Below are 16740 nucleotides of genomic sequence, written 5' to 3'. Positions count from 1 at the left end.
GAGCCCGGCCGGGCCTCCCCGCGACGCGGGCGTCACGCGACCTGCGCGCTCGTCGCGTCGTCGGCGGGCGCCGCCATCACGCGGTTGCGGCCCCGGCGCTTGGCCTCGTAGAGCGCCGCATCGGCGGCCGCGAAGCACCGGCCGCCGCTCTCGCCCGGGCCGGCCTCGGCGACGCCGAGGCTCACCGTGACGCCGCCGCCCTCGTTGCCGGCATGCGGGATCAGCAGCCGGGCCACCGCCAGGCGGATGCGCTCGGCACGGGCGACCGCCTCGGCGCGCGAGACGCCCGGCAGCAGCACGGCGAACTCCTCGCCGCCGATCCGGCAGGCGATCTCCGCCGGCCCGCGGATCTGGCGCTGCAGCACCCTGGCGACGGCGCGCAGCACCTCGTCGCCGGCGAGATGGCCGTAGGTGTCGTTGTAGACCTTGAACCGGTCGGCATCGAGGAGGACGAGGCTGAACGTCGCCCGGCGCGGCGCCTGCCCCCGTCCCATGTCCTGCTCCTGCGCCCGCGCGAAGGCCTCGTCGAAGTGGCGCCGGTTCGGAAGGCCGGTCAGCCCGTCGGTATGGGCGAGGCGGGCGAGGTCGCGGTTGGCGTCGAGAGCGAGCGTCTCGGCCCGGCTGCGCCGTTCCAGCTCGCGCTGGAGCCGCAGGGTCAGCGCGATCATGCCGCCGCACAGGATCGCCACCAGCACGCCGATCGCGACGGCCTTTGGCCGCCACAGGGCCGTGATCACCTCGGTCGGCACCACCGCCGTGGCCACCAGCGGATGGCGGCCCACCCGGCAATAGGTGAACAGGGCCTCGACCCCGTCCGGGTGGCCGGTCGCGACGAACTGGCCCGCATTGCCCTCGAAGAAGCGCCGGAAATGCGCGAGGAACGACAGGTTCTGGCCGATCATGCTCTCGACGACCGGGCTGCGCACCAGGAGCTCGCCGCTCTCGCGGAAGAACGCGATGCGGCTCTGGTCGCCGATGCTGAGGCGCGCGAACAGGCCGTTGAAGTAGCCGATGTCGATCGTGCCCATCACCACGCCGGCGAAGGCCCCGTCCGCATAGGCCAGGCGCCGGCTGAGCGGGATCACCCAGCGGCCATCCGGCGCCATGCGGAACGGCTTGCCGATATAGAGCCCGACATCCTCCCGCTGCTTGTGGACCAGGAAGAAATCCGCCGAGGGGTAGGCCTGCGCCCGCGGCACGGCGCTCGCGGAATCGGCGAAGGCCTGCCCCTGCGGATTCAGCGCCAGGATCGCGCCCAGGCCGTTGGCCGTGGCGGCCCGGTCGAACAGCGCGAGCTGGCGCAGCTCCGGCGGACTCTCGTCGATCGCCGGGTTCTGCAGGCCGTCGACCACCGCCCGGATCGACAGGTCGTAGAACTCGATGTTGCGGTCGACCATGTGCTCGACCGCCTCGAGCAGGTTCTGCGACACCCGGCCGACCTGCTCCCAGGCGCTGCGACGCATCTGCATGACCGTCAGGCCGGAGGCGGCCCCGATCACCAGGGTGACGGCGACGATCGACCCGGCCAGCATGCGGGACGCGGCGGGACCCCGCCGACGGGCTCGAGGGTGCATCGGCGCTCCGTTGCGCAGTGCCTGCGATACGACCGGTGTATGACCCGAAGTCTAAGATTGGGTTGCGCCCGAGCCTTGCCCGGCCGCCGTTTCGGGCGGTGGCCGGCAGGCCCGGTTTACGGATACGATCGGGCGCGGGATCCGCAGGGAAGGAACGATCATGGGCGGCGAGGCAAGGCCGGAAACGGACGAGGCGGGCGGGGCGCGCAGCGGGGACCGCGTGATGATCCCCCTCTCCCTGCGGGAGGAGATCGCCCGCCGCTACGGCACGCCGGCGGTCGTCGTCGACCTCGACCGGGTCGAGCGCAACATCGCCCGGCTCCAGGCCGCCTGCGACGCGGCCGGCCTCGCCAACCGCCCGCACATCAAGACCCACAAGAGCCCGGTCCTCGCCCGGATGCAGATCGCCGCCGGCGCGCGCGGCATCACCTGCCAGAAGCTCGGCGAGGCCGAGGTGATGGCGGCGGCCGGCATCGACGACATCCTGGTGAGCTACAACCTCGTCGGCCCGCACGCGGTCGGGCGCCTCGGACGCCTCCTGCGCGAGAGCCCGGTCCGGCTCACGGTCGCGGCCGACAACCCGGTGACCGTGGCGGGGCTGGAGGAGGCGGCGCGTGCCGGCGGCCGCACCCTCGACGTGGTGGTGGAGTGCGACACCGGCCGCAAGCGCGCCGGCGTCGAGACCCCGGGCGAGGCGGTGGCGCTCGCCCGCGACATCGCGGCCCGGCCCGGCCTCGCCTTCGCGGGCCTGCTGCTCTATCCCCAGGCCGGCGCCGCCGCCGGGGCCCAGGCCTTCCTCGACGAGGCGAAGGCGGGCCTCGCCGCCCACGGGCTCGAGGCCCGCATCGTCTCGACCGGCGGCACGCCGAACCTGCCGGAACTGGGCGAGATCCGCGGCGCCACCGAGCACCGGGCCGGCACCGTGATCTTCAACGACCGGATGATGATGGAAGCGGGCGTCGCCGGCCTGGAGGAGTGCGCGCTCGCCGTGCTCGCCCGGGTGGTGAGCCGGGCCGGCCCCGAGCGCGGCATCCTGGATGCCGGCTCGAAGACGCTCACCAGCGACACCGGCGGCGGGCTCGACGGATTCGGGCTCCTGCCCGACCATCCGGGCGCCCGCATCCACGCCTTTGCCGAGGAGCACGGCTTCCTCGACCTCTCGGCCTGCACGGACCGCCCGCCGGTCGGGACGCTCGTCGAGGTGGTGCCCAACCACGTCTGCGTCGTCGTCAACATGGTCGACACGCTGGTGACGGTGCGCGGCGGCGCGATCGTCGGGACGCTGCCGGTGGCGGCGCGGGGGCTCATCGCGTCCTGAGCGCCCGCCGACGGCGGCCGCCGGGGCGGCGGCCTACGGCAGCAGCTTGTAGCCGCCGCCCTCCGTCACCAGGATCGAGGCGGTCGCCGGGTTCGGCTCGATCTTCTGGCGCAGGCGGTAGATGTGGGTCTCGAGGGTGTGGGTGGTGACCTGGGCGTTGTAGCCCCACACCTCGGCCAGCAGCGTGTCGCGCCCCACCACCTGCCGGCCGGCGCGGTAGAGGAAGCGCAGGATCGCGGTCTCCTTCTCGGTGAGCTTCAGCTTCGAGCCGCGCTCGCCGACCAGCAGCTTGGCACCCGGCCGGAAGGTGTAGGGGCCGATCTGGAACACCGCGTCCTCGCTCGCCTCATACTGGCGCAGCTGGGCCCGGATGCGGGCGAGCAGCACCGCGAGCTTGAACGGCTTCGTCACGTAGTCGTTGGCGCCGGCATCCAGCCCCTGCACGGTGTCGGCATCCGAGGCCTGGCCGGTCAGCATGATCACCGGGCCGCGAAAGCCGCCATGGCGCATCTGCCGCACCGCCTCGCGCCCGTCGAGGTCGGGCAGGCCGACATCCATCACCACGAGGTCGATCCGCTCGGCGGCGACCCGCTCCATCGCGCCCTGCGCGGTCTCGGCGGTCACCACGTCGAAGGCGTCCGAGAGGGCGAGCTGCTCGGTCAGGGTGTCGCGCAGGGTCGGATCGTCGTCGACGACGAGCAGGCGGTGGGCGTTCGACATCGAACCGGCACTCTCGAACAGGACGGACGGCCGCCGGCCGGGCCCGGCCCTGCCGCCGGCCGGGGGCTGCGGTCCCGAACGGAGCGCAGCCTGGCAGCGTGCGGGGCAGAGTAGCGGAGCGGCAAGCCGCGGCAAGGGCCGGGGTCCCGCCTGTCCACGGCCCCGGTGCTCAGCCCCGCGGCGGCAACGGGCCCTCGGGACGGGGCGGGACCGGGCGCAGGTTGCTCGGCGCGGCGAGCTCCGGGCGCGCGACCGCCACCGGGCAGGCCTGGAGCCAGAGATAGGCCCGCAGCGCCAGCCAGGCATCCTCCAGCGCGCCGTGCCGGGCGCCGGACCGGGCGAGCCCGATGCGGCGGCACACCGCGTCGAGGGCGGCCCGGCCCTTCTCGCCCCGGCGGCGATAGGCCTCCATGGTGCAGTAGACCCTGGGCGCGACCGGCGGCAGCCCTGCCAGCGCCATCTCGCGGTTGAGGAGGCCGAGGTCGAAGGCGGCATTGTGCGCGACGACGAGGTCTGCCCCCGCCAGGACCTGCGCCAGGGCCGGGAGATGCAGCGCCGCCGGATCCTGATGGCGCAGCAGCCAGTCGTCGTAGCCGTGCACCGCCAGCGCCGCTGGATGGCTCGGCCGCCCCGGATCGACGACCAGGTGATGGCAGACGATCTCGGGCCGGCCGGCGGCGAGGGAGGCGGTGGCGAGCGCGACGGCGCCGACGCTCACCATCCGGTCGCCCGCCGAGAGGCCGGTGGCCTCGACGTCGAGGGCGACGAGGCGCGGCGGCAGCCAGCCGAGCCAGTCCGGGACGGGGGATGGGGTCGGCTCCGGCATCGCGTCGAGGAGTTCACCCGGTGATCGTGGATCGGCCCCGCGCGCGACCGGCGCCGGGCGCTCCGTCGCGGCGCTGGAGCCGGCGCGGACGGAGCCTTAAAGAGGAGGACGATGAAGCGCACCACCCTTTCGCACCTGCGGGTCCGCCCGAACCCCCTCGACCGCCGCCGCGGCACCCTGATCGCCGGCCCGGTGCTGATCCCCTGCGCGCTGGGCAAAGGCGGCCAGCGTCAGGTGAAGCGCGAGGGCGACGGCGCCTCGCCCCGCGGCACGTTCCGGCTGCGCGGCGGCTTCTACCGGCCCGACCGGCTCGGGACCCGGCCGCCGACCGCCCTCCCCTTGCGGGCGATCCGCCCCGGCGACGGCTGGTGCGACGACCCGCGCGACCGGCGCTACAACCGGCCGCTCGCCCTGCCAGCCCCGGGCATCAGCGCCGAGGCGATGTGGCGCGACGACGGGCTCTACGACCTCGTGATCGACCTCGATTACAACCGCGGCCCGATCCGCCCCGGGCATGGCAGCGCCATCTTCCTGCACGTCGCCCGGCCGGGCTTCCGGCCGACCGAGGGCTGCGTCGCGCTGCGCCGCCCCGACCTGGTGCGGCTCCTGCGCCGCCTCGGCCCCGGCACACGCCTGACGATCTGAGAAAGATCTTCTCCAATCCTGCGCTGCATTGGACGGGGATCCTCCCCGTCGAACCATGCTGCAAGGCACAACGAAATCTTTAGATTTGGTAACGCTGCCACACTCGCGCACCGCGAGGACATGCGCTAGGGTTCGACTGCCACACAAAAACCGCACGGGACGCAGGGAGAGACGCATGCTCGACGCCTACACCGCGACCGAGATCGTTCGGGCCCGCCAGATCCATGCCGTCGAGGGGCCGCGCGGCACCCTCTGGAACGGCTCCGCCCGCTACCGCGACGGGCTGCCGAACTCCCCCGTGCTGCTGACGGACGAGGACCGCGTCCGTTTCCTGGAGCAGGCGCGGGAAGAGATCCGCTGCCTGCACGCCAATTGACTGCGGTGCGTCAGCCCTGCGTTTCGTCCTCGGCGGCGTCCTCAGCGGCGTCCTTGGGCTGACGCGCTCCGAAGATCGCGCTGCCGACCCGCACGTGGGTCGCCCCCATCTGGATCGCCGCCGGATAGTCGGCGCTCATCCCCATCGACAGGAGCGGCAGGGCGTGGCGGCGGGCGATCGCCGCCAGCAGGCCGAAATGCGCCGAGGGCGGATCCTCCGCCGGGGGAATGCACATCAGGCCAGACACCGTGAGGCCGTGCACGTCCCGGCACTCGGCCAGGAAAGCCTCGACCGCGCCGGGCGCCACGCCGCCCTTCTGCGGCTCCTCGCCGGTATTGACCTGCACCAGCAGGCGCGGATGCCGGCCGCTGCGCCGGATCTCCTTGCCCAGAGCCGCGGCGAGCGAGGTCCGGTCCAGGGTATGGATCACGTCGAACAGCTCGACCGCCTCGCGGGCCTTGTTCGATTGCAGCGGGCCGATCAGGTGCAGCTCGACGTCGGGACAGGACTCGCGCAGGGCCGGCCACTTGGCCTTCGCCTCCTGGACGTAGTTCTCGCCGAAGCAACGCTGCCCGGATTCCAGCGCCGGCCGGATCCCCTCCGGGGGAACCGTCTTCGACACCGCGATCAGGGCGACACCGGCGGGATCGCGCTCGCTGTCCTCGGCCGCCCGGGCGATCGCCGAGCGCACCTCGGCCAGGTTCGACGTGACGGTCTGCGGGTCGATCATGACCGGCGCCTCTCCATTGTTGACCCTCGGGACCAAACCGTGTCCTAGTCCGCCGGCGCCGCGCCGAGCAAGCTCAACCGTTTGCGGCCGTGACGTTTTCCCTTCATCCCTGCCGCCGGTGCTCACGGCGCCGGCGCCGACCGGTCGCAAAGACGCCGCCCATGGCCGAACGTTACAACGCGAAGGATTCCGAGCCCCACTGGCAGCAGGTGTGGGCCGAGCGCGAGATCTTCCGCACCCGCAACGACGATCCTCGTCCGAAATACTACGTCCTCGAGATGTTCCCGTATCCGTCGGGGCGCATCCACATGGGCCACGTCCGCAACTACGCCATGGGCGACGTGGTCGCGCGCTACAAGCGCGCCAAGGGCTTCAACGTCCTGCACCCGATGGGCTGGGACGCCTTCGGCCTGCCGGCCGAGAACGCCGCGATGCAGAACAAGGTCAACCCGCGGGACTGGACCTACGCCAACATCGCCACGATGCGGACGCAGCTCCAGTCGATGGGCCTGTCGCTGGATTGGAGCCGCGAGATCGCGACCTGCGATCCCGAATACTACAAGCACCAGCAGCGGATGTTCCTGGATTTCCTGAAGGCCGGGCTGGTCTCGCGCCGCACCGCCAAGGTGAACTGGGACCCGGTCGACCACACCGTGCTGGCCAACGAGCAGGTGATCGACGGGCGCGGCTGGCGCTCCGGCGCGCTGGTCGAGCAGCGCGAGCTGACCCAGTGGTTCTTCAAGATCACCGATTTCGCCCAGGACCTGGACGACCGGCTCGACACGCTGGAGCGCTGGCCGGAGAAGGTCCGGCTGATGCAGCGCAACTGGATCGGCCGCTCGGAGGGGCTGGAGCTGCGCTTCGCCCTCGAGACGGCGCCCGAGGGCGCGGCCTCCGAGGTGACGGTCTACACCACCCGCCCCGACACGCTGTTCGGCGCGAAGTTCCTGGCGGTCGCCGCCGACCATCCGCTCGCCGCCGCGGTGGCGAGGGACAATCCGGCGCTGCAGGACTTCATCGCCGAGTGCCGGCGCATGGGTACGGCGCAGGCGGCGATCGACACGGCGGAGAAGCTCGGCTTCGACACCGGCCTCAAGGTCCGCCATCCGCTCGACCCGTCCTGGACCCTGCCGGTCTACGTCGCGAATTTCGTGCTGATGGAGTACGGCACCGGCGCGGTGTTCGGCTGTCCGGCGCACGACCAGCGCGACCTCGACTTCGCCAACAAGTACGGCCTGGGCAACACCCCGGTCGTGTGCCCGCCGGACCAGGACCCCGCCGGTTTCACGATCACCGACACCGCCTATGACGGCGACGGCCGGATGATCAACTCGCGCTTTCTCGACGGGATGGATACCGACACGGCGTTCAAGACCGTCGCCGACCGCCTGGAGGCCGAGACCCTCGACGGCGCCTCCGTCGGCAAGCGCCGGGTGCAGTTCCGCCTGCGCGACTGGGGCGTGTCGCGCCAGCGCTACTGGGGCTGCCCGATCCCGGTGATCCACTGCGATGCCTGCGGTGCGGTGCCGGTGCCGGTCGCCGACCTGCCGGTGCAGCTGCCCGAGGAGGTCTCGTTCGACGTGCCGGGCAACCCGCTCGAGCGCGATGCCGCGTGGCGCAACGTGCCGTGCCCGTCCTGCGGCAAGCCGGCCCGGCGCGAGACCGACACGATGGACACCTTCGTCGACTCGTCCTGGTACTTCGCCCGCTTCACCGCGCCGTGGCTGGAGGATGCGCCGACCGACAAGGCGGTGGCCGATCACTGGCTGCCGGTCGACCAGTATATCGGCGGCATCGAGCACGCGATCCTGCACCTGCTCTATTCCCGCTTCTTCATGCGGGCGATGCGCCAGACCGGCTGGGCCGGTGTCGACGAGCCCTTCGCGGGCCTGTTCACGCAAGGCATGGTCGTCCACGAAACCTACCGCGACGAGGCCGGCGCCTGGGTGCAGCCGGTCGATGTCCGGATCGTCAGCGAGGATGGCGCCCGCAAGGCGTTTCACGTGAAAACCGAGGCGCCGGTCTCGATCGGCGCGATCGAGAAGATGTCGAAGTCGAAGAAGAACGTCGTCGACCCCGACGACATCATCGCTTCGTACGGCGCCGACACCGCCCGCTGGTTCATGCTCTCGGACTCGCCGCCGGAGCGCGACGTGATCTGGACCGAGGACGGCGTCCAGGGTGCCTCGCGCTTCGTCCAGCGTGTCTGGCGCATGGTGGGCGAGGTCGCCGAGGGTGGGGCCGAGCCGGCCGGCACCGACAGCCAAGCGGTGCTGAAGGCCGCCCACAAGGCGCTGGCCGCCGTCGGCGAGGACATCGAGCGCCTGCGCTTCAACCGCTGCGTCGCCCATGTCTACGAACTGGCGAACAGCCTGCAGGAGGCGGTCGCGGCCGAGCGCGGCCACGCCCCCTCCCCCGCCCTGCGCGAGGCGACCCTGATCCTGGTGCAGCTCATCGCCCCGATGATGCCGCACCTGGCCGAGGCCTGCTGGACGGCGCTCGGGCAGGACGGCCTAGTGGCCGAGGCGGGCTGGCCGGGGGTCCGCGGCGACCTCCTGGTTGAGGACAGCGTGACGCTGCCGGTCCAGATCAACGGGCGCAAGCGCGCCGACGTGACGGTGCCGCGGGACGCCGACCAGGCCGCGGTGCAGGCCGCCGTGCTGGCGCTCGAGCCAGTGCAGCGCGCGCTCGAGGGCAAGCCGCCCCGCAAGGTGATCGTTGTGCCGCTGCGCATCGTCAACATCGTCGTCTGACCGCGACGACGCTCCGAGCCTCCCGAAGGGCCCGGCGATCCGACGATCGCCGGGCCCTTCGTTCGTCGGCGCCGTCCCCGCTATTCTTTCCCATCGGGGGGCACGGCCCTGCTGTCGCCGCAGAAATTCTTTAGGCTCCACCCCTACCCTGACGGCCCGCGAGGCCGGGATTCGTCGGGGTGCTCCCCGGGAGTGCTCGGCCACTTGGCAGAGCTCCGGCGGGGCGGTAACGGGACGTGTGGCGGCAGGACGAACCTTCATGACAGGCTTCATGGCAGGCAGCACGGTGAAGACGGCGCGGAACCTCACTCTCGTCGCCACCCTGGCGCTCGGCCTCTCGGCCTGCTTCCGCCCGCTCTACGGGCCGACCGCGTCCGGCGCCCCCTTGAGCGCCGTGCTGGCCTCGATCCAGGTCGACCCGGCCAAGACCGCCCAGGGCCAGGAACGCCTCGGCCACTACCTGCGCAGCGAGCTGGTGTTCGACCTCGACGGCTCGGGCCAGCCCTCGGACAAGAAGTACCGCCTGACGCTCACCGCCAGCGAGACGGTGCAGACCCCGATCGTCAGCTCGATCACCGGGCGGGCGGAATCGGCGACCCTGCTCGGTACCGCCGCCTACAAGGTCCAGACGCTGTCGGGCGACCGTACCCTCACCGAGGGCGTGGCCCAGGGCACCGCCACCTACGACCGCTCGTCCCAGCGCTTCGCCAGCCTGCGCGCCGCCCGCGACGCCGAGATCCGGCTCGCCAAGCTCCTCTCCGAGCAGATCAAGACCCGCGTCGCCGCGATCCTGGCGACCCAGCCCTGAGCGCGTCGTGACCGCCGTCAAGGCCGGCGAGGTCGAGGGGCTGCTGCGCCGCGGCCCCGACCCGCGCATCGCCGTGATCCTGGTCTATGGCCCGGATACCGGCCTCGTCGCCGAGCGCGCCCGCCTGCTCGCCGAGAAGGCGGTGGACGATCCCGCCGATCCCTTCGCCCTGGTCAAGCTCGACGGCGACGTGCTGGCGGGCGATCCCGGCCGCCTCGTCGACGAGGCCGCCACGGTCGGGCTGTTCGGCGGCAAGCGGGCGGTCTGGGTGCGCCCCGGCAGCCGCAACTACGCCCCGGCGGTCGAGGCCGCGCTCAAGCAGGAGGGTACCGACACCCGGATCGTGGTGGAGGCCGGCGACCTCGCCAAGTCGGCGCCCCTGCGGGTGGTCTGCGAGCGCTCGCCCCGGGCGCTCGCCATCCCCTGCTACGCCGACGATGCCGGCACGCTCGCCGACCTGATCGACCGGACGCTCCGGGCCGACAACCTGCGCATCACCCGCGACGCCCGCGACCTCCTCGCCGCCGGCCTCGGCGGCGACCGGCGGGCGAGCCTCGGCGAGATCGAGAAACTGGCGCTCTACGCTCGCGGTCAGGGCGAGATCGGGATCGAGGATGTCGAGGCGATCGGCAGCGACGTCTCGGGCTCGATGCTCAACACCCTGGTCGACGCCGCCTTCGCCGGGCGGATCGCCGAGACCGAGCACAGCTATCGCCGCTTCCAGATCGAGGGCATGGATGCCTCGGTGATGCTGGGCGCCGCGCTCCGCCACGCGCTGACGCTGCTCGCCACCCGTCTCGACGGCGAGGGCAAGAGCCCGGGCGCGATGGTGTCGGGCTGGCGAGGCCTGCATTTCCGCCGCCAGCGCATTGTCGAGACGCAGCTCGCACGCTGGAGCCCGGCCTCCTTGCGCAGGGCGGTGACGCTGCTGCAGGACGCGGTGCTGGGCGCCCGCCGAGCCGGCGGCGACTTCTCGCACGCCATCGCGGCCGACCTCTTCCTGCGCCTCGCCAGCGAGGCGGCGCGGCGGGGGTGAAGCCCCCCTCCCCCCTCGTCGCGGCGGCCGATTCGGTCCCGCAACAGCGGATCCCCGTTCCACCCGCCGAAACGAGATCCTCGGCCCGTGGATGAGGCGACGGCCTCTCGCGAAAAAGGCCGGACCGTTCCGGTCCGGCCCTCGCCTCATTCGCCGATCTGCATTTCCAGCCGCCGGCAGAGTCCGTCGAGCTGGTCGAGGCTGGCGTAGCGCAGCCGCACCTCCCCGCCGCCGCCCTTGGCGTCGATCGACACCACGACGCCGAGGGCGTCCTCGAGACGGCGCTCCAGGGCGCGAGTATCGGCGTCCTTCTCGACCGTGGCCTTGCGCGGCCGGCCGGGGCGCGGCCCGGTGCCGGCCTGCTCGCCGGCGGCGAGTGCCTCGACCTCGCGCACCGTCATTCCGTCCTCGATCACCCGGCGGGCGATGCCTTCCGGGTCCTTGACCGACAGGAGCGCACGGGCATGGCCCGCGGTCAGGCTGCCGTCGACGACGTGCTCCTGGACCGAGGGCGGCAGCTGCAGCAGGCGGAGCGTGTTGGCGAGATGGCTGCGGCTCTTGCCGATGATCTCGGCGAGCTCGGTCTGGGTGTAGCGGAACTCGCTCATCAGCCGCTCGTAGCCCGCCGCCTCCTCGATGGCGTTCAGGTCGGCGCGCTGGACGTTCTCTAGGATGGCGAATTCGAGCGAGGTGCGGTCGTCGATCTCGACCGTGACAACCGGCACCTCGTGCAGGCCGGCGCGCTGCGCGGCCCGCCAGCGCCGCTCGCCGGCGACGATCTCGAACGCGTCCGGCAGGTTGGCCAGCGCTCGCACGACGATCGGCTGGATCACCCCGCGGGTGCGGATCGAGGCCGACAGCTCCTCGAGCTCGGTCTCGGCGAAGTGGCGGCGGGGGTTACGCGGGTTCGGCCGCAGGAACTCGATCGGAACCCGCCGCTGCCCGGCCTTCGGCTTCTCCGTGGCGGCCGGGATGTCCTCGCCGAAATCGCCGATCAGCGCCGCGAGACCCCGCCCGAGGCGCGGTCGCGCTCCCTCCTCCGCCATGCCCTTCATCCTCTCAACAACTCCGTTACGTCGATTCAGGCGGCGGCCGGAAGGCGGCCTTCCCGTTGGATGACCTCCGAGGCGAGGCGCAGATAGGCCTGCGACCCCGCGCATTTGAGGTCGTAGAGCAGCACCGGCTTGCCGTGCGACGGCGCCTCGGAAACGCGCACGTTGCGGGGGATCATGGTCTCGTAGACCTTGTCGCCCATGAACTCGCGCACGTCGGCGACGACCTGGGCCGACAGGTTGTTGCGCGGGTCGAACATCGTCAGCACCACGCCCTGGATCGCCAGGCGCGGGTTGAGGGCACCCTTCACCTGCTCGACGGTGCGCAGCAGCTGGCTCAGGCCTTCGAGGGCGAAGAACTCGCATTGCAGCGGCACCAGCACCGCATGCGCCGCGGCGAGCGCGTTGAGGGTGAGCAGGTTGAGGGAGGGCGGGCAGTCGATCAGCACGTAGGTGAAACGCTGGTCCTCCGGCATCTCGCCCCGGTCGAGGGGTTCGAGGGCCCGGCGCAGGCGCTGCGCCCGGTCGGTCGCGCTCGCCATCGCCATCTCGAGACCGAGGAGATCCATGGTCGAGGGAACCAAGGACAGGCGCGGGACGGCGGTAGCCTGCACCGCCTCCGCCAGGGGCGCTTCGCCGGCCAGCACGTCGTAGGTCGACAGGCGCCGCTGGCGCCGGTCGATGCCGAGGCCTGTCGAGGCGTTGCCCTGCGGGTCGAGATCGATGATCAGCACGCGCTCGCCGATCGCCGCGAGCGCCGTGCCGAGATTGATCGCCGTGGTGGTCTTGCCGACGCCGCCCTTCTGGTTGGCAAGCGCGATGATGCGCAGGGGCCGCGCGCTGTCGCCGGCCTGCGCCTCGGGAGATTCCGCGATCATGGGAGAAGGCCGCTCACACTGGAGATGCGGACGATCCTGGCATCAGAATCGGTCCGACTCGGGATCAGATCCGCGGCAAATCTCCACCTTTCCTCGGCCTCGGTCAATTCGGTTAAGACATCACGGCCTTTCGGAAAAAGCCCCGTGGCGCCGTTTTTCAACAGCGGGGCGGTCCAGGCGAGGAGCTGGGACAGCGGCGCCAGCGCCCGGGCGGTGACGATTTGCGTTTCGGTGAACCCGCCGATCACCGTCTCGATCCGCGCGACATGGATCTTGGCCGCTGCGCCGGTGAGCCGCGCGGTCTCCTGCAGGAACGCGCCCTTGCGGCCGTTGCTCTCGACGAGGTCGACGTGGAAGCCCGGCCGATCGCGCCCGGCAATCGCCAGGATCAGGCCCGGGATGCCGGCCCCGCTGCCGAGGTCGAGCCAGCGCGTCGCATCGGGCGCGAGCGCCAGGAGCTGAAGCGAATCGGCGACGTGGCGGGTCCAGACCTCCGCCAGCGTGGAGGGACCGACGAGGTTCTTGATCGATTGCCAGCGGGTGAGCTGGGCGACGTAGAGGTCGAGCGCCTCGGCTGTTTCACGTGAAACGCCGGCTTGGCGCAGGACGGCATCGCGGCCGACTGCGGACGTCTTCATTCAGCCGAAACCTGTAGGGAGGGAGTACGGCGGGCATGCGCCGCCAGCAGGGTCAGCGCCGCCGGGGTCACGCCCTCGATCCGTGCCGCCTGTCCGAGGGTGAGGGGGCGGACCTTGTCGAGCTTCAACCGCAGCTCGTTCGACAGGCCGGCGATACCGCCGTAATCGAGATGGTCCGGCAGGGTCACCGCCTCGTCGCGCCGGAACGCCGCGATATCCGCTTTTTGCCGGTCGAGATAGACCGCGTAGGTCGCGTCGGTACACACCCGCTCGGCGAGGGCAGGGGGGATCGCGGCAAGCTGGGGCCAGACCGCGGCGAGCCGCTCCCACCCGATCTCCGGGTAGGACAGGAGCTGGAAGGCGGACCGGCGGATGCCGTCGCGGTTCAGCACGATGCCGTGGCGCTCGGCCTCGGTCGGGGTCAGGCTGAGATCGTCGAGCATCTGGCGAGCCTGCTCCAAGGCGTCCTGCCGCGCGGCATGGTGGGCGGCCCGCCCCGCCGAAACGCAACCGAGCCCTATGCCACGGCCGGTCAAGCGTTCATCGGCATTGTCGACCCGCAGGCTGAGCCGGTACTCGGAGCGCGAGGTGAACATCCGGTAGGGCTCGCTGACCCCGTGGGTCACGAGGTCGTCGATCATCACGCCGATATACGACTCGGCCCGGTCGAACACCGCGAGGTCGGCCTGGCCCGCCAGACGGGCGGCGTTGAGACCGGCAACCAGCCCCTGGCCGGCCGCCTCCTCGTAGCCAGTGGTGCCGTTGATCTGGCCCGCGAGGAACAGGCCGGCGATGCGGCGCGCCTGGAGCGTCGGGTCGAGCTCGCGCGGATCGACGTAATCGTACTCGATCGCGTAGCCGGGGCGCAGGATCACCGCCCGCTCGCAGCCGGGCAGCAGGCGGACGATGCCGTGCTGCACCTCTTCTGGCAGGGAGGTCGAGATGCCGTTCGGGTAGACTGTCGGGTCGTCGAGGCCTTCCGGCTCGAGGAAGATCTGGTGACCGTCACGGTCGCCGAACCGCACGACCTTGTCCTCGATCGACGGGCAGTAGCGCGGCCCGCGGCTGGTGATGCCGCCGGAATACATCGCCGAGCGGTGCAGGTTGGCGCGGATCAGGTCGTGCGCCGCCTGGCCGGTGCGGGTGACACCACACTCGATCTGGGGCGTCGTGATGCGCGTGGTCAGGGTCGAGAACGGCACCGGCTCGTCGTCGGCGGCCTGCTTGTCGATGCCATGCCAGTCGATCGTGCGGCCGTCGAGGCGCGGCGGTGTCCCGGTCTTGAGGCGGCCCAGCGCGAAGCCGTACCGATCGAGGGTCGCCGACAGGCCGAGCGCCGGCGCCTCGCCGATGCGGCCGGCCGGCATGGTCACCTCGCCGATATGGATCAGGCCACGCAGGAAGGTCCCGGTGGTCAGGACGACGGCGCGGCAGGGGAGGGCACGGCCGTCCGTCAGCACGGCGCCGGCGACTCGTCCGTCGACGACGGTCAGGTCGGCGACCTCGCCCTCGACGATGGTCAGGTTCGGGGTTTCGGGGAGCGCCGCCCGCATCGCCCGGGCGTAGAGCTTGCGGTCGGCCTGGGTGCGGGGCCCGCGTACCGCCGGGCCCTTGCGGCGGTTCAGTAGCCGGAACTGGATACCGGCGCGGTCGGCGACCCGGCCCATCAGCCCGTCGAGGGCATCGACTTCGCGGACGAGGTGACCCTTGCCGAGGCCGCCGATGGCCGGGTTACAGGACATCGCCCCGAGCGTGTCGCGGCGATGGGTTACCAGGGCGGTGCGGGCCCCGTAACGCGCGGCGGCGGCGGCCGCCTCGGCGCCCGCATGCCCACCGCCGACGACGATCACGTCGAAGGAGGAATCATCTCTGTGCATGGGGTGATTAGGGGGCGCCGACCGGCAACGTCAATCATCCTGTCGGCGCCACGCGCGTTTCACGTGAAAACTCCGCGGGACCGGTGGCGAGAAGGCTACTTGCCGATGCAGAACCCGGCAAAGAGCCGGTCCAGCATTTCCTCGACGCCCACCCGACCGGCGACCTCGCCGAGGGCGCGGACCGCGAGGCGCAGATCCTCCGCGACCAGTTCCGCCGGCAGGGTGTCACCGTGAGCTGCCACCCTGTCGAGATGGCGCATGCAGGCTTCGAGTGCGAGACGCTGACGTTCGCGGGTGACCAGGGCGTCGCCGCTTCCGAGCGAGGTCGCGGCTTCACGCTCGATCTCGCTCAGGAGACGATCGACCCCGTCCCCCGTCCGCGCCGAGATCGCAATCTCGCCCTCCATCCGGTCTCCCGGCACGTCTCGCTTGGTCGAAACCACGCGGAAAGGAACCGGAAGGGCAGGGGGCTCGGCTCCGCCCGGCTCGCGCAGCCAGAGGACGAGGTCGGCCTGCTCGATGCGGCGACGACTGCGGGCGACGCCCTCGACCTCGATCGCGTCGCTGGTCTCGCGCAGGCCGGCGGTATCGACCAGCAGCACCGGCAGCCCGCTGAGATCGCAGCGTACCTCGATCGCGTCCCGGGTGGTGCCCGGAACCTCCGAGACGATCGCCACGTCGCGCCGGGCCAGCGCGTTGAGCAGGGTCGACTTGCCGGCATTGGGCGCGCCGGCGAGCACGACCGTAAAACCTTCCCGCAACCGCTCGCCTCGCCGGCCATCGGCGAGGACGGCGCGGATCTCGTCCCGCACCCGCGCGGCCGCGATGCAGCCCGAGGCGGTCAGGGCTTCATCGTCGACATCGCCCTCGTCAGAGAAATCGAGGGCGGCCTCGGTGCCGGCGAGCACATCAAGCAGCGTGTCGCGCCAGCGTTCGACCGCCCGGCCCAGCGCCCCATCGAGCTGGCGCACGGCCTGGCGCCGCTGCGCCTCGGTCTCGGCCTCGATCAGGTCGGCCAGTCCCTCGACGGCGGTAAGGTCCATCCGGCCGTTGAGGAAGGCCCGCCGGGTGAAGGCACCGGGCTCGGCCGGCACCAGGCCCGGCCGTGCGCCGAGGCTGCGCAGAGCCGCCGCACGGACCGCCGGGCCGCCATGCAGGTGCAGCTCGACCATGTCCTCTCCGGTTGCGGTACCGGGGCCGGGCAGCCACGCGACGAGGGCCTGATCGAGGATCTCCCCGGTCTCCGGCTCGCGCAGGGTGCGCAGGGCGAGGCGGCGCGCCGGCGGCAGCGGGGTCCGGATCAGCGCCGCGAGGGCGGGGCCGGCCTGCGGGCCGCTGATCCGCACGACAGCGACGGCGGTACGGCCGTAGCCGGTGGCGGGGGCGAAGATGGTGTCGGGCGCGAGCATCGGGTGATCGGGGGAGGGGGCATCGAAAAGGGTGGCGCCGTGGCTAGCACGATCCGGTCTTGCCGCCGAACGGATCGGGACGGGCGGCGTCTTGCTCACT

General features: G+C 71.9%; 15 protein-coding genes. 6 read left to right on the top strand and 9 right to left on the bottom strand.

Annotated elements, in window-relative coordinates; genetic code table 11:
- Positions 1-32: 32 nt before the first annotated feature.
- Positions 33-1532, bottom strand: a complete 1500-nt coding sequence (locus HPY23_RS27795) for a sensor domain-containing diguanylate cyclase (RefSeq protein ID WP_175539867.1) — start codon at positions 1530-1532, stop codon at positions 33-35.
- Between the two features lie 268 nt (positions 1533-1800).
- Here HPY23_RS27795 and HPY23_RS27790 point away from each other — a divergent pair, with 268 nt between their 5' ends.
- Positions 1801-2892 (top strand): alanine racemase, encoded by a 1092-nt coding sequence (locus HPY23_RS27790; protein ID WP_418888681.1) that lies wholly within the window; start codon positions 1801-1803, stop codon positions 2890-2892.
- A gap of 33 nt (positions 2893-2925) precedes the next feature.
- Here the strand turns inward: HPY23_RS27790 and HPY23_RS27785 are convergent, their stop codons facing one another.
- Together HPY23_RS27785 and HPY23_RS27780 are read right to left on the bottom strand one after the other, a co-directional pair.
- Positions 2926-3612 carry a response regulator transcription factor gene (locus tag HPY23_RS27785; protein ID WP_060845330.1) on the bottom strand — a complete coding sequence of 229 codons (687 nt, stop codon included), beginning with the start codon at positions 3610-3612 and terminating at the stop codon, positions 2926-2928.
- Between the two features lie 169 nt (positions 3613-3781).
- Positions 3782-4438, bottom strand: a complete 657-nt coding sequence (locus tag HPY23_RS27780; RefSeq protein WP_091882955.1) for a 3'-5' exonuclease — start codon at positions 4436-4438, stop codon at positions 3782-3784.
- Positions 4439-4549: 111 nt separating this feature from the next.
- On the opposite strand from HPY23_RS27780, the gene HPY23_RS27775 reads away from it, so the two are divergent.
- Both HPY23_RS27775 and HPY23_RS27770 read left to right on the top strand, forming a co-directional pair.
- The gene (locus HPY23_RS27775) at positions 4550-5083 is read left to right on the top strand and encodes a L,D-transpeptidase family protein (protein ID WP_060845328.1); all 534 of its coding nucleotides are present in this window, start codon (positions 4550-4552) and stop codon (positions 5081-5083) included.
- Positions 5084-5258: 175 nt separating this feature from the next.
- Positions 5259-5459: a hypothetical protein gene (locus tag HPY23_RS27770; RefSeq protein WP_048427522.1), complete on the top strand. Its 201-nt coding sequence runs from the start codon at positions 5259-5261 to the stop codon at positions 5457-5459.
- Between the two features lie 10 nt (positions 5460-5469).
- Here the strand turns inward: HPY23_RS27770 and HPY23_RS27765 are convergent, their stop codons facing one another.
- Complete coding sequence (locus HPY23_RS27765; RefSeq protein ID WP_091882952.1) at positions 5470-6189, bottom strand: YggS family pyridoxal phosphate-dependent enzyme; 720 nt, start codon at positions 6187-6189, stop codon at positions 5470-5472.
- Between the two features lie 161 nt (positions 6190-6350).
- Here HPY23_RS27765 and leuS point away from each other — a divergent pair, with 161 nt between their 5' ends.
- The 3 genes from leuS to holA all read left to right on the top strand — a co-directional run bounded on the left by leuS (position 6351) and on the right by holA (position 10786).
- Positions 6351-8942: a leucine--tRNA ligase gene (gene leuS / locus HPY23_RS27760; RefSeq protein WP_091882950.1), complete on the top strand. Its 2592-nt coding sequence runs from the start codon at positions 6351-6353 to the stop codon at positions 8940-8942.
- A gap of 271 nt (positions 8943-9213) precedes the next feature.
- Positions 9214-9750, top strand: coding sequence for an LPS assembly lipoprotein LptE (locus HPY23_RS27755; RefSeq protein ID WP_060849138.1), 537 nt, complete (start codon positions 9214-9216; stop codon positions 9748-9750).
- A gap of 7 nt (positions 9751-9757) precedes the next feature.
- Entirely contained in the window at positions 9758-10786 is a 1029-nt protein-coding gene (gene holA, locus HPY23_RS27750) for a DNA polymerase III subunit delta (protein WP_200602085.1), read from the top strand.
- Positions 10787-10932: 146 nt separating this feature from the next.
- On the opposite strand, the gene HPY23_RS27745 is transcribed toward holA, so the two are convergent.
- From HPY23_RS27745 to mnmE, 5 genes are all read right to left on the bottom strand, one after another.
- Positions 10933-11832, bottom strand: a complete 900-nt coding sequence (locus HPY23_RS27745; RefSeq protein ID WP_091882944.1) for a ParB/RepB/Spo0J family partition protein — start codon at positions 11830-11832, stop codon at positions 10933-10935.
- A 35-nt stretch (positions 11833-11867) separates the two neighbouring features.
- Positions 11868-12716, bottom strand: a complete 849-nt coding sequence (locus HPY23_RS27740; protein ID WP_091882941.1) for a ParA family protein — start codon at positions 12714-12716, stop codon at positions 11868-11870.
- A complete protein-coding gene (gene rsmG / locus HPY23_RS27735; RefSeq protein WP_091882939.1) occupies positions 12713-13354 on the bottom strand; it encodes a 16S rRNA (guanine(527)-N(7))-methyltransferase RsmG in 642 nt (213 codons plus the stop codon). Before rsmG ends, HPY23_RS27740 begins: the two co-directional genes overlap by 4 nt.
- Positions 13351-15231, bottom strand: coding sequence for a tRNA uridine-5-carboxymethylaminomethyl(34) synthesis enzyme MnmG (mnmG, locus tag HPY23_RS27730; RefSeq protein WP_091882936.1), 1881 nt, complete (start codon positions 15229-15231; stop codon positions 13351-13353). Before mnmG ends, rsmG begins: the two co-directional genes overlap by 4 nt.
- 95 nt (positions 15232-15326) lie before the next feature.
- Positions 15327-16640 carry a tRNA uridine-5-carboxymethylaminomethyl(34) synthesis GTPase MnmE gene (gene mnmE / locus HPY23_RS27725; protein WP_091882933.1) on the bottom strand — a complete coding sequence of 438 codons (1314 nt, stop codon included), beginning with the start codon at positions 16638-16640 and terminating at the stop codon, positions 15327-15329.
- Positions 16641-16740: the final 100 nt, after the last annotated feature.

The sequence above is a fragment of the Methylobacterium ajmalii genome (assembly GCF_016613415.1).
Classification (GTDB): Bacteria; Pseudomonadota; Alphaproteobacteria; order Rhizobiales; family Beijerinckiaceae; genus Methylobacterium; species Methylobacterium ajmalii.
Note: the sequence above shows the minus strand (reverse complement) of the source record. Positions and strands in the feature narration are given on the sequence as shown.